The organism is Flavobacterium arabinosi (assembly GCF_048158725.1).
Classification (GTDB): Bacteria; Bacteroidota; Bacteroidia; order Flavobacteriales; family Flavobacteriaceae; genus Flavobacterium; species Flavobacterium arabinosi.
In genome coordinates this window covers 351,735-364,753 of sequence record NZ_JBLNKX010000004.1, presented here as the reverse complement: position 1 = coordinate 364,753, position 13,019 = coordinate 351,735, and the positions used below count along the sequence as shown (strand labels likewise).

11 protein-coding genes are annotated in these 13,019 nt (G+C 33.8%); 9 read left to right on the top strand and 2 right to left on the bottom strand.

Going from position 1 to position 13,019, the window contains the following annotated elements; all coding sequences use genetic code 11:
* Nucleotides 1-369: 369 nt before the first annotated feature.
* The 4 genes from eno to ctlX all read left to right on the top strand — a co-directional run bounded on the left by eno (nucleotide 370) and on the right by ctlX (nucleotide 5,069).
* Entirely contained in the window at nucleotides 370-1,662 is a 1,293-nt protein-coding gene (eno, locus tag ACM55K_RS10825; protein ID WP_416850244.1) for a phosphopyruvate hydratase, read from the top strand.
* Nucleotides 1,663-1,820: 158 nt separating this feature from the next.
* Nucleotides 1,821-3,104 carry a citrate synthase gene (locus ACM55K_RS10820; RefSeq protein WP_416850243.1) on the top strand — a complete coding sequence of 428 codons (1,284 nt, stop codon included), beginning with the start codon at nucleotides 1,821-1,823 and terminating at the stop codon, nucleotides 3,102-3,104.
* Between the two features lie 65 nt (nucleotides 3,105-3,169).
* Nucleotides 3,170-4,084, top strand: a complete 915-nt coding sequence (locus ACM55K_RS10815; RefSeq protein ID WP_416850242.1) for a dimethylarginine dimethylaminohydrolase family protein — start codon at nucleotides 3,170-3,172, stop codon at nucleotides 4,082-4,084.
* A gap of 49 nt (nucleotides 4,085-4,133) precedes the next feature.
* Entirely contained in the window at nucleotides 4,134-5,069 is a 936-nt protein-coding gene (gene ctlX / locus ACM55K_RS10810; RefSeq protein ID WP_416850241.1) for a citrulline utilization hydrolase CtlX, read from the top strand.
* Between the two features lie 40 nt (nucleotides 5,070-5,109).
* On the opposite strand, the gene ACM55K_RS10805 is transcribed toward ctlX, so the two are convergent.
* Entirely contained in the window at nucleotides 5,110-5,739 is a 630-nt protein-coding gene (locus ACM55K_RS10805) for a MarC family NAAT transporter (RefSeq protein WP_416850240.1), read from the bottom strand.
* Nucleotides 5,740-5,897: 158 nt separating this feature from the next.
* On the opposite strand from ACM55K_RS10805, the gene ACM55K_RS10800 reads away from it, so the two are divergent.
* Complete coding sequence (locus tag ACM55K_RS10800) at nucleotides 5,898-6,263, top strand: CoA-binding protein (protein ID WP_416850279.1); 366 nt, start codon at nucleotides 5,898-5,900, stop codon at nucleotides 6,261-6,263.
* 110 nt (nucleotides 6,264-6,373) lie between these two features.
* On the opposite strand, the gene ACM55K_RS10795 is transcribed toward ACM55K_RS10800, so the two are convergent.
* A complete protein-coding gene (locus ACM55K_RS10795) occupies nucleotides 6,374-7,882 on the bottom strand; it encodes a sodium:solute symporter (protein WP_416850239.1) in 1,509 nt (502 codons plus the stop codon).
* Between the two features lie 129 nt (nucleotides 7,883-8,011).
* Here ACM55K_RS10795 and recR point away from each other — a divergent pair, with 129 nt between their 5' ends.
* The 4 genes from recR (at nucleotide 8,012) to ACM55K_RS10775 (ending at nucleotide 12,986) form a co-directional block, all read left to right on the top strand.
* The gene (recR, locus tag ACM55K_RS10790) at nucleotides 8,012-8,632 is read left to right on the top strand and encodes a recombination mediator RecR (RefSeq protein WP_416850238.1); all 621 of its coding nucleotides are present in this window, start codon (nucleotides 8,012-8,014) and stop codon (nucleotides 8,630-8,632) included.
* 71 nt (nucleotides 8,633-8,703) lie between these two features.
* Nucleotides 8,704-9,495 carry a polysaccharide biosynthesis/export family protein gene (locus ACM55K_RS10785; protein WP_416850237.1) on the top strand — a complete coding sequence of 264 codons (792 nt, stop codon included), beginning with the start codon at nucleotides 8,704-8,706 and terminating at the stop codon, nucleotides 9,493-9,495.
* Nucleotides 9,496-9,510: 15 nt separating this feature from the next.
* A complete protein-coding gene (locus ACM55K_RS10780; protein ID WP_416850236.1) occupies nucleotides 9,511-11,979 on the top strand; it encodes a polysaccharide biosynthesis tyrosine autokinase in 2,469 nt (822 codons plus the stop codon).
* Nucleotides 11,980-12,002: 23 nt separating this feature from the next.
* The gene (locus tag ACM55K_RS10775) at nucleotides 12,003-12,986 is read left to right on the top strand and encodes an SDR family oxidoreductase (RefSeq protein WP_416850235.1); all 984 of its coding nucleotides are present in this window, start codon (nucleotides 12,003-12,005) and stop codon (nucleotides 12,984-12,986) included.
* Nucleotides 12,987-13,019 lie beyond the last annotated feature (33 nt).

Sequence of the window (13,019 nt, the reverse complement as noted above, 5' to 3'; positions counted from 1 at the left end):
GAATAATCGAAATTGCTAACCAAAAAATTGCAGTATAAAGCGCTTTTTTTGAGTTTAAAAAAAGTATATAAAGTTAATGTATATTATTGATAATGAATTAGTTTTGATTAATTTTGTTCGATGGAATCAATTTTTTAGATTAAAATCAGCATTATTTAGTTTTGGTCAAAATGATATAAATCTCTTTCAATGGATTTTAATCAAATACAAAAAAATAACAGATAATGTAAGAATAATTTCTTAAAAAAGCTTAAATGTTTCTTCTGTGAAAAAAATATAACGTTTTCGTTGATAACATTCATTATTTTCATTAAATCATTACGAAAGATAGAATATATTTGTATTTTTAAAATTAAAAAATTTTAGTATATGAGTATAATTATCAAAATTCACGCAAGACAAATTTTCGATTCAAGAGGAAATCCTACAATTGAAGTAGATGTAATTACAGACAACGGTGTTTTAGGAAGAGCTGCTGTGCCATCTGGTGCTTCAACTGGAGAACATGAAGCTGTTGAACTACGTGATGGAGGAAAAGCATTTCTTGGAAAAGGAGTTTTGAATGCTGTGAAAAATGTGAATACCATTATTTCTGAAGAGCTTATAGGAGTTTCAGTTTTTGAACAAAATGTTATTGATCAAATGATGATCGATTTAGATGGTACTCCAAATAAATCTAACTTAGGAGCAAATGCAATTTTGGGAGTTTCTCTAGCTGTTGCAAAAGCTGCTGCGAATGAATTAGGTTTGCCTTTATATAGATACGTAGGTGGTGTTTCTGCGAATACATTGCCAGTTCCAATGATGAACATCATCAATGGAGGTTCTCATTCTGATGCGCCTATCGCATTTCAAGAGTTTATGATTTTCCCAGTGAAAGCAACTTCTTTTTCGCATGCAATGCAAATGGGAACGGAAATTTTCCATAGTTTGAAAAAAGTGTTACACGATAGAGGTCTTTCAACTGCAGTTGGGGATGAAGGTGGTTTTGCACCAAATCTTCCTGGAGGAACAGAAGATGCTTTGGATACGATCAAAAAAGCAGTTGAAACTGCAGGGTATACTTTTGGAGATGAAATCATGATTGCTTTAGATTGTGCTGCTGCAGAGTTTTATGTAAATGGAAAATACGACTATACTAAATTTGAAGGCGAAACAGGTAAGATCAGATCTTCTGAAGAGCAAGTAGATTATTTAGCAGAATTAGTGGCTAAATATCCAATCATTTCTATCGAAGATGGAATGGATGAAAATGACTGGGATGGATGGAAATTGCTTACTGAAAAAATTGGAGACAAAGTGCAATTAGTTGGAGATGATTTATTCGTGACTAATGTACAACGTTTGGCTACAGGTATTGAAAAAGGAATTGCTAATTCAATTCTTGTGAAAGTGAACCAAATTGGAACTTTGACTGAAACTATCGCAGCTGTTAACATGGCTAAAAATGCAGGTTATACTTCGGTAATGTCACACCGTTCAGGAGAGACAGAAGACAATACGATTGCAGATTTAGCAGTAGCTTTGAATTGTGGTCAAATTAAAACAGGTTCAGCTTCTCGTTCGGATCGTATGGCTAAATACAACCAATTATTAAGAATTGAGGAAGAATTAGGAAACACCGCTTATTTTCCTGGTAAAAATGCTTTCAAAATAAAATAATTCAGAATATTTTTTAAAGAAAAAGCCATTCACGTAAAGTGAGTGGCTTTTTTTTTGACAGTTTTAACAATTTCATTGTGTTATTCATTTTTTAATTACTTTGAAATTCCCTAGATTTGGTAAATTATTATTTTAAAAGTTTTATTTCCAATTATATTATGTCAAAAACAGCAACATTAGAAATAGATGGTCAAAAATTTGAACTTCCTATCATTGTAGGAACTGAAAATGAGGTGGCTATCGATATTAACAAATTACGTGATTTGTCGGGTGCAATTACTATTGATCCGGGTTACAAAAATTCAGGTTCTTGTAAAAGCGAAATTACTTTCCTAGATGGAGAGCTTGGAATTTTGCGTTATAGAGGGTATTCAATAGAAGATTTAGCTGAAAAGGCAGATTTTTTAGAAGTTTCTTATCTTTTAATTTTTGGAGAATTGCCAACGAAAGTTCAGTTAGAGCAATTTGAAAATGATATTAGAAAATATACTTTGGTCAACGAGGAAATGAAAAATATCATTGACGGTTTTCCAAAAACAGCTCATCCAATGGGTGTTTTAGCTGCTTTGACAAGTGCTTTGACAGCATTTAATCCAAAGTCGGTGAATGTTGAAAATGAAAAAGAGATGTATGAAGCAGTTTGCAAAACCATGGGTAAATTCTTGGTAATTGCAACTTGGACGTACAGAAAAAGTATGGGTTATCCTTTAAATTATTACGATAATACAAAGGGATATGTAGAGAATTTTATGCGTTTAATGTTTGAATTGCCAACGGAACCTTATAAAGCTAGTCCTGTTGTTATTGATGCGTTAGATAGATTGTTTATTCTTCATGCGGATCATGAGCAAAATTGTTCTACATCAACCGTTAGAATGGTAGGTTCTTCTCATGCGGGATTATTTGCTTCAATATCTGCAGGAGTTTCTGCACTTTGGGGACCATTACATGGTGGTGCTAATCAAGCAGTACTTGAAATGCTGGAAGAAATTCACAAAAATGGAGGTGACGCTGAGAAATATATAGCTAAAGCAAAAGACAAAAATGATCCTTTCCGTTTGATGGGATTTGGTCACAGAGTATATAAGAATTTCGACCCAAGAGCAAAAATAATTAAAAAAGCAGCTAATGAAGTTTTATCAACTTTAGGAGTGGAAGACCCAATTCTAGCTATCGCTAAGAAACTGGAGGAATCGGCTTTAGAAGATGAATATTTCAAATCACGAAACTTATATCCAAATGTAGATTTCTATTCTGGAATTATTTACCGAGCATTAGGAATTCCTACAGATATGTTTACTGTGATGTTCGCCATAGGCCGTTTACCGGGTTGGATTGCACAATGGAAAGAAATGCGAGAAAATAAAGAGCCTATTGGAAGACCAAGACAGATTTATACTGGTAGTCCTTTAAGAGATTTTGTCTCATCCGACAAAAGATAAATTTCAATTCAAAAAGCTTCACTAATTTGTGAAGCTTTTTTTATATTTGTCAAAAGTGAAAATACATGCTAGCGTTACATATAGTGAATGAAACTTCAAGATTGAGAGCCGTAGTTTTAGGTTCGGCGATTAATAATGGACCAACACCAAAGGCCGAAGAAGCTTATGATCCAAAGTCATTAGAACATATTTTAGCGGGTACGTATCCCAAAGAATCAGACATGGTTGCTGAAATGGAGGCTTTTAATAAAGTACTTCAGAAATATAATGTGACAGTTTTTCGTCCAGAAATGATTAGCAATTACAATCAGATATTTACCAGAGACATTGGTTTTGTTATTGATGATGTTTTTATTAAATCTAATATATTGCCAGACAGAGAGCGGGAGTTAGATGCGATCCAATATGTTATTGATCAAATTGATGCTAAAAAAGTCGTTCGTCCTCCAGAGGAAGTACACATTGAAGGAGGAGATGTAATTTTGTGGAATGATTACATATTTGTTGGAACTTACAAAGGGAGTGACTACAAAGACTATATTACCGCAAGAACGAATGTGCAAGGAGTCCAATACATTAAAGACTTGTTTCCAAATAAAGTTGTTAAAGGATTTGATTTGGTAAAATCAAAAATTGAAGCTCGTGACAATGCTTTGCATTTAGACTGTTGTTTTCAGCCTGTTGGGAATGATAAAGGAATCATATATAAAAGAGGATTCCGTGAAGAAGCGGATTATCTGTTTCTTTTGAACCTTTTTGGAAAAGAAAATTTGTTTCACATTACAAGAGACGAAATGTATAATATGAATTCTAATGTTTTTTCCATAGATACGAATGTTGTAGTTTCCGAAAAAAACTTTACCAGATTAAACAATTGGTTACGTGCGAATGGGTTTGTGGTCGAAGAAATTCCATATGCAGAAATTGCAAAACAAGAAGGATTATTACGATGTTCCACCTTACCTTTAATTAGAGATTGATTTCAATGTAGAGACTCACAGTCTCTACAAAAAAAATAAAAAACAAAAAATGAAACAAACAACAAATTCCATATTGATGATTCGCCCGGTGGCGTTCCGAATGAACGAACAAACGGCAGTAAATAATTATTACCAAAAAGTATTAGACGGGCTTTTGCCAGCAACAGTAAATGCCAAAGCGCAACAGGAATTTGATGCTTTTGTTGCTAAATTACGAGCTGTAGGCGTTGACGTTACTGCTGTTGACGACACTTCAAATCCAGATACGCCGGATAGTATTTTTCCAAACAATTGGGTTTCTTTTCATGAGAATGGTGATGTCGCGTTATATCCTATGTTTGCCGAAAATCGTCGTCAGGAACGTCGCGAAGATATTTTAGACATACTGGAAGACAATGGTTTTGTAATCAATAATATAATGGATTACACATCGGCTGAGGAGGATGGCTTTTTCTTAGAAGGAACGGGAAGTTTAGTGCTGGACAGAGCCAATAGCAAAGCGTATTGCGCTTTATCTCCCAGAGCTGATGAAGAATTATTTATCGAATTCTGTGAAGATTTTGATTATGCACCGGTAATTTTTGAAGCTTTTCAAACCATTGATTCAGAGCGAAAATTGATTTACCACACCAATGTAATGATGTGCGTGGGAGAAACTTTTGCAGTAATTTGTTCTGATTGTATCGATGACAAAAAAGAACGCAAAATGGTTTTGGATAACCTAAAAGAAAACGGAAAAGAAATTATTTTGATTACCGAAGCTCAAATGAACAATTTTGCAGGAAATATGCTTGAAGTTCGTGGAGCAAATGATAAAAGGTATTTGGTTATGAGTGCAGCGGCACATCAAAGTTTAACACCGAAACAAATTGAACAATTGGAAAAACACGCTGAAATTTTAAGCTCCAATTTAGATACTATCGAAGCCTGTGGTGGTGGCAGTGCAAGATGTATGATGGCAGAGATTTTCTTGCCTAGAAATTAATTTTAAAATCTGACAAGGTACTCCGCCTTGTCAGATTTTTTTATGTTAAGTTTCCTTTAATGATATTGATAATCGCACTTACAATATATTGAATCCCAATTGCAATTACGATAAAACCAATGATTCTCGAAATAGCAACAATCCCTGATGCTCCGAGTATTTTTGCTAAATAATGGGCACTTCTAAGAATAATAAAAATAGCAACAGCTATAGCAAGAATGGCTAGTGATGATATAATGATATCGCTTGTTGAGTTGTGTTCCTGATAAAACGCAATCAGTAAAGAAATAGATCCAGGACCCGCAAGCATTGGAATTGCTAGAGGAGTTAAGGCAATATCATTTCTTTTTTGAGCATCCGTTTCTATCTTTTTGTTGATCCCCCTTTTTTTATTGATTTTCCCTGAAAGCAGTGAAAATCCTGAACTAACAATGATTAATCCCCCTGCAATTCGGAGCGCATCAATGCTAATTCCAAAAAAAAGCAAAACATATTGGCCGATAAAAAAGGAGATTATCAGAATCGCAAATACATTTATTGCCGTCCATAAGGAAATTCGGGAACGTTCCTGTTTGGTGTCATCTTGTGTGAGGCCAACAAAAATCGGAACAGTACCTATAGGGTTTAATACTGAAAAAAGGGCTACGAACAGGTAGATGAAAAGATCCATATTTTTCTAATTTGATGCTGCAAAAATACTCTTTTTTTTATGCTATGAAAGGTGTAAATGTTAGGATATTGTTTTGATTGCTTTTGTAACTAAACCTAATAATTCATAAACTCATGGCTCTTTTTGATTACTTTTGCAAAATATAATTACAGAAAATGATAAAAAATAAAAAAACGTTGGTTCTTGGAGCTTCAACAAAACCGGTCAGATACTCCTTTTTAGCGATTGAAAAACTGGTTGACAAAGGGCATTCCGTTCTTGCGATTGGTCAAAATGCAGGTGAAGTAGCAGGAATTAAAATCCAGACTAAAGCTATTCCATTAAAAAATATAGATACGGTCACACTATATCTGAATCCTTTACGTCAGCGCGATTACTACAATTATATTGTTGAGGCGCAACCAAAACGTGTTATTTTCAATCCAGGCACTGAGAATCCAGAGTTCTATCAACTGTTGAAATTAAATGATATCAAAGTCGAGATAGGGTGTACACTGGTTATGTTGGCAACAAATCAATATTAGTTTTTTGGAGCTAATTCCAGCTGTTCGCTATATCTTTTCTAGTCCCGTTAAAAAAATGGGACTAGAAAAGGATGCCGCTGCCTCCCGAAACTTCGGGATGGGCTAAAAATTTAAAATCGTGTTTCAGAAGTGGCATTCTTACTAATCAGTAACAATCCAAGAAAAGTGATTAGTCCGTTTACAATAATCAGTTCATTGTCGAAAACATATCCAAAAAACAATGTTTTCGAATTTTCGCTAATAAGGAAAGTTACAGCAGGTGATAAGAAGCAAATTATTGGAACAAATTTGTCTTTAACAGTCTTCGACTTTACAAATAATCCAAAACAATACAATCCCAAAAGCGGGCCATACGTATAGGAAGCCACCCTGAAAATCATTCCGACTACAGAACTGTCATTTATAGCATTAAAGAAAATAATGACCAGAAACATCAAAAACGAAAAGGCAATATGAACAAAGTGTCTGGTTCGTACTACATTTGGTTTGTTTAGATTCTCTGCTTTATCCATGCCAAGAAAATCGACACAAAACGAAGTTGTAAGTGCTGTTAGGGCCGAATCTGTTGTGGCAAAGGTAGCCGCTGTCAATCCCAATAAAAAAATAACCGAAGGAATTAATGCTAAATAGTGAAAAGCAATTTCTGGGAAAAGCAAATCGGTTCTGGGTTTCCCGGTAACTAAATCAGTTGGTACTTCAATTCCGTTTTTATTGGCATAAATATAAAGTAAAGCGCCTACGCTAAGGAAAAATATATTGATAAGCACAAATATCCCCGTAAAGGTGAACATGTTTTTTTGAGCTTCGCCAATGTTCTTGCAACTCAAGTTTTTCTGCATTAAATCCTGATCCAAACCTACCATAGCAATGGTTACGAAAATTCCACCCAGAATTTGCTTCACAAAATGGAACTTACTTGACACAAAATCCTCAAAGAAAAATACTTTGGAATAATTGCTGTTTTTTACTTCTTCAAAAGCCTCAAAAACATTCAAATTCAAACTTCTGCAAATAAAGAAAATAGTCAAAAAAACAGAAGAAACTAAGAAGAAAGTTTGTAAAGTATCAGTGATTATAATCGTTTTTAATCCGCCACGATACGTATACGCAAATATCAAAGCCAGTGAAATCAAAACTGTAACGGCAAAAGGAATTCCATAAAAATCAAAAACATAGCGTTGTAAAACAATTACAACAAGATACAATCTAAAGGAAGAGCCTATTGTTCTGCTTATCAGGAAAATTGTTGCGGCAGTTTTATAAGAATAAATTCCTAGCCGATGTTCTATATAACCATAAATCGAAGTCAAATTCATTCGATAATACAATGGCAACAGCACTTTTGCAATGATGACAAAACCAATCGCATTACCCAATACAAACTGGAAATACTTGAATTGTTCTCCGCTTGGCGCGCCAACTTCTCCCGGAACGGAGATAAAAGTCACTCCTGACAGCGCTGTTCCAATCATTCCAAAGGCAACTAAATACCATTTGGAATTTTTATTGGCTTTAAAAAACGCATCATTGCCGCTATCTTTTTTGCTTACAGTATGAGAGATGTAAAATAAAATTCCAAAATAAACGGTTATAAGTAGTAGAATGGTGCTAGGTGTCATTTGTTGAATTTAAAGTGACCAAAATACGCTTTTTTGTTTAATTGTTTTAGCCGATTAACCACTAAACTGTTTTATTCGTTTAACTATTTAACCGATTAAACCATTAAACAAATTACTACATTTGCATTTATGGAATTTTCTTCGAAATTAATAGAAAAAGCAGTTAACGAAATGTCTCAGTTGCCGGGAATTGGTAAACGAACGGCGTTGCGATTAGTATTGCATTTATTGAAACAACCCAAAGAACAAACGGGTTTTTTGTCACAAGCTTTGGTTGCTATGCGTGAGGATATCAAATATTGCAATAGTTGTCATAATATTTCAGATAGTGTGTTGTGTGAAATTTGTGCTAACAAAAGCAGAAATCATCAAATCATTTGTATCGTAGAAGATATTCGCGACGTAATGGCTATTGAAAATACGGGTCAATTTAGAGGGATTTATCATGTTCTTGGAGGTAAAATTTCGCCAATTGACGGAGTTGGCCCCAGTCAGTTAAATATTACGACATTAGTCCAAAAAGTAAAATCAGGAACTGTAAACGAAATCATTTTTGCGTTAAGCTCCACGATGGAAGGTGATACCACTAATTTTTACATTTATAAACAAATCGCCGATTGCGAAATAATTATTTCGACAATTGCGAGAGGGATTTCGGTGGGTGATGAATTGGAATATGCTGATGAAGTTACCTTGGGAAGAAGTATATTGCAAAGAGTCCCTTTTGAAAAGTCTTTTAAAAGTAATTAATCTATTTAATGAATCGTTACACTTTTTAAATAGTAAATGAAAAGCTATATTTGTCGTTAAAAATATTGAAAATGAGTAAATCCGGAGTCTATTTATTGCTAATTATTAGTGTGTTGTTCTCTTCTTGTATTTCAACTCAAGATTTAATATATCTTCAAAAAAAGAATAATTCACAAGACGATACTTCTATTTCAGCAGTGGAATCAAAGCCTTACAGATTGCAAACTAATGATGTCTTGAGTATCACAATTAAAGCAATAGATCCAAAATTAGTCGCTATTTTTAGTACTACAAATGAAGGCGTTTCTGCTGGTAAATCAGATTCAGGATTATATTTTGATGGATTTACGGTTGATGATCATGGAAATATTAGAATTCCGGTTTTGGGAGAATTAAATGTTATTGGTTATACCCTGGATGAAATAAGAGTTAGAATTGAGAAGCAACTGTTAGCGGAGTATTTTAATAAAGAGGCCAACATTTTTGTAACTGTAAAATTAGCGGGTTTCAGATATACTATCAATGGAGAAATTGGTGGTCCAGGCACAAAAACATTATTTCAAGAGCATGTAACTATCATGGAAGCTATTGCAAATGCTGGAGATATTACCATTACCGGAAATAGAAAAGCGGTTACAATCATGAGAAAAACACCAACTGGGGTTCAAATGCAGGATTTAGATCTTACTGATATAAATGTGATGAAATCGCCTTATTATTATTTGCAACCGAATGATTATATTTACGTAAAACCACTCAAGCAAAAAACTTGGGGAACCGGAAAAACAGGAATAGAATCTTTGGGTACTATTATTACACTGTTATCATTGGGAACAACTACTTTTTTACTATTAAAAAATTAAAACAGAATTCAAAAAATGTTAGATATAAAAGATTTTTCGATTTTTGAAAACCAAGTAAGTTTTGACTTTAAGGGATTTTTAATAAAAATCGGAAGTTATTGGAAATGGTTTCTGCTTAGTTTATTAATCACTTTCACGATTGCCTATCAAGTGAATATTCGTAAACAAAAAATTTACGGTATGGAAACGCTTATTTCCGTAAAGGAAGAAAGTAATCCTCTTTTTACGTCTAATACCAGTTTGGTTTTTAATTGGGGTGGAATTTCAGATCAGGTTCAAACCATTTCAACTACTTTGCAATCCAGATCTCATAATGAATTGGTTGTTGATAAACTGCAATACTATATTAATTACTTAGTTCAGGGTAAATATAATCTTGAGGATGCTTATGGTGCGGTCCCTTTTTATGTAAATATTGATAAATCAAAAGGGCAGTTAGCAGGAAATCTAATTAAAATTAAATTTTTGAGTGAAAATGTATACGAAATCAGAATTCCTTTTGAAAATCAAAACGTATCATTAATAACCTATACTAATAACTCATACAGTAATACCGCTGTTGAAACTGGTGATTTTGTAAAAAGATATACCGTAGGAGAGCAGGTATCATTACCTTTTTTAAATTGGAAATTACAAATAAAAGACAATCCTGGCTTTTATAAAGGAAACGAGTATTTTGTACAGTTTAACGATTTTGACGGAACAGTATCTGGATATAAAGGGATAAATGTTAAATCAGATGATAAAGGTGGGTCCATAATTACTTTGGGAATGCAAGGGACCAATAAAGCGAGAATGGTTGAGTATTTGAATTCTACTGTTAAGATGCTTATAAAAAGACAATTAGATAGTAAAAATCAGTTTGCGACTAATACAATTGCTTTTATAGATAGTACATTGGTTGCGATGGAATCCCAATTAAAAGAAACAGGAAATGAGCTAAAATCCTTTAGGAAAGATAAAAACATCTATGATATAGAACAAGGCGGAGCTAAGTTTTCGGATAAGATTTTAGAATTTGATGTAAAGAAAGACGAAGTCAATCGCAAAATGGCCTATTATAATTCGCTAAAAGCATACTTGAAAAATAGCGTAAACTATGCTAAACTTCCAGCGCCATCAGTAGCTGGGATTGAAGATCCAAATATTGTTGTAAATGTGTCAAAATTGATTGCATTGTCTACCCAAAGATCTGAAATGGCTTATGCAGTAAAAAGTGATAAAATATTCAAGGATTTTGACAATCAAATGGAGGCTGTTAAAAATGTGTTATTGGAAAACATTGCTACTGCCAAAGCATCTTTGCAATATGATTTAGCAATGGTAAGCAGTAAAATTAATGAGACCGAAAGCACTATAAAACAACTTCCTGAAGATCAACAAGAGCTAATCAAGATTAAAAGAAAATATGATTTAAGTGATAATATTTACAGTACTTTTCTTCAAAAAAGGAGTGAAGCTGATATTGTTAAAGCAGCGAATTTATCGGATATTCATTTTATAGATCCTGCAAAAGATGTTGGAGGAGGGCTTATAGGACCAAAAACATCCGTAAATTATGTGTTGGCATTATTTCTGGGAGTACTATTTCCTTTGCTTTTTGTATTTGCAATTTTCTTTATCAATAATTCGATTCAAAACACCGATGATATCAGTAAGTTGACACAAATTCCTTTGCTAGGTGTCGTCGGGATGAGTAAGGAGAATACTAATTTGGCAGTTTTTGACAAACCTAAATCTGCTTTATCTGAATCCTTTAGAGCTATTCGCTCTTCACTTCAGTTTTTGTATAAACAACAAAATGTAGATGGCGCTAAAACGCTTATGATAACATCTTCTGTAAGCGGGGAAGGGAAAACGTTTTGTTCTATAAATATTGCTACAGTCTTTGCGCTCAGCGAGAAAAAAACAGTAGTTATTGGTCTTGATCTAAGAAAGCCTAAATTATTTGCTGAATTTAATTTATCCAATGAAGTTGGAATTGTAAATTATCTGATTAAGCAAAAAACAGTTGACGAAATCATTAATCATACCCATGTACCATATCTTGATGTTATTCTCTCAGGACCAGTGCCGCCAAATCCGGCTGAGATGATTATGAGTGAAGGAATGAAAGAATTAATTGAAGAATTAAAGAAAAAATATGATTATATTATATTGGATACGCCACCAGTTGGTTTAGTATCTGATGCCTTGGAATTAGCACAATATTGCGATGTTACCTTGTATATAGTAAGACAGAATTTCACTAAAAAAGAAATGATCACGTTATTAAACAACCGGGTAAAACGTGGAGAATTAAATAACACCAGCATTATTTTGAACGGGTTTGAAAATAAAGCTAAATATGGTGCGGGTTACGGATATGGTTACGGATACGGTTATGGCTACGGAACTTATTCAAGTGGGTATCATGAAGAAGATAAACCAAAAAATATCTTTGAAACTATAGTGAGTAAATTTCGCAAAAAACTAACAAAGTAACTGATTTTCTAATTTAAGAAAAGATGATAGAGGAAACAAGAAGTACGATACTAATTACCGGAGGAGCAGGATTTATAGGTTCTAATCTTTGTGAATATTTTTTGTCTAAAGGACATGAAGTTATTTGTTTGGATAATTTTGCGACGGGATACAGACATAATTTAAAAGATTTTATCAATAATGCTAACTTTCGTTTAATCGAAGGTGACATTCGTAATGCGACTGATTGTCAAAATGCGGTAAAGGGAGTAGATTATGTGCTGCATCAGGCAGCTTTGGGGTCTGTGCCGCGTTCTCTAATTGATCCGGTTACTACCAACGATGTCAATGTTTCTGGGTTTTTAAATATGCTTGTTGCTTCTCGTGATGCCAAGGTAAAACGATTCATATATGCGGCAAGTTCCTCCACTTATGGGGATTCAGTTGGATTGCCAAAAGTAGAAGCCGTAATTGGGAAACCGCTTTCTCCTTATGCAATAACAAAGTATGTGAACGAATTGTATGCTGAAATTTTTAGTAGAACGTATGGTATTGAAACCATCGGTTTGCGTTATTTCAATGTTTTTGGACGGAAGCAAGATCCAAACGGGGCATATGCGGCAGTTATTCCAAAATTTGTAATGCAATTAATGCAATTAGAAAGTCCAAAAATAAATGGTGACGGAAACTATTCCCGTGATTTTACCTATATTGACAATGTGATTCAAATGAATGAGTTGGCGATGTTAACAAAAAATCCTGAAGCGGTAAATACTGTTTATAATACTGCTTATGGCGATAGGAATACGTTGAATAATCTGGTTGATTATTTGAAGGAATTTTTGTCTAAATACGATGAGAGGATTGCCTCAGTTGAAGTAGAATACGGACCCAACAGAGCAGGAGATATTCCACATTCTTTGGCAAGTATTGATAAAGCCAAAACAGAATTAGGGTATGATCCACACTATTCTATGCAAGAAGGATTGAAAGAAGCGGTTGGTTGGTATTGGGACAATCTTAAATAAAAATTCCTTTTTTAAAGAAAAGGTGGATAATAA

What these genes read in the sequence shown, in the direction of transcription:
- ACM55K_RS10785 (WP_416850237.1), top strand. Translation starts at nt 8,704, where the DNA reads ATGAGTAAATCCGGAGTCTATTTATTGCTAATTATTAGTGTGTTGTTC.
- ACM55K_RS10780 (WP_416850236.1), top strand. Translation starts at nt 9,511, where the DNA reads ATGTTAGATATAAAAGATTTTTCGATTTTTGAAAACCAAGTAAGTTTT.
- ACM55K_RS10795 (WP_416850239.1), bottom strand. Translation starts at nt 7,882, where the DNA reads ATGACACCTAGCACCATTCTACTACTTATAACCGTTTATTTTGGAATT.
- ACM55K_RS10815 (WP_416850242.1), top strand. Translation starts at nt 3,170, where the DNA reads ATGCTAGCGTTACATATAGTGAATGAAACTTCAAGATTGAGAGCCGTA.
- eno (WP_416850244.1), top strand. Translation starts at nt 370, where the DNA reads ATGAGTATAATTATCAAAATTCACGCAAGACAAATTTTCGATTCAAGA.
- ctlX (WP_416850241.1), top strand. Translation starts at nt 4,134, where the DNA reads ATGAAACAAACAACAAATTCCATATTGATGATTCGCCCGGTGGCGTTC.
- ACM55K_RS10805 (WP_416850240.1), bottom strand. Translation starts at nt 5,739, where the DNA reads ATGGATCTTTTCATCTACCTGTTCGTAGCCCTTTTTTCAGTATTAAAC.
- recR (WP_416850238.1), top strand. Translation starts at nt 8,012, where the DNA reads ATGGAATTTTCTTCGAAATTAATAGAAAAAGCAGTTAACGAAATGTCT.
- ACM55K_RS10775 (WP_416850235.1), top strand. Translation starts at nt 12,003, where the DNA reads ATGATAGAGGAAACAAGAAGTACGATACTAATTACCGGAGGAGCAGGA.
- ACM55K_RS10820 (WP_416850243.1), top strand. Translation starts at nt 1,821, where the DNA reads ATGTCAAAAACAGCAACATTAGAAATAGATGGTCAAAAATTTGAACTT.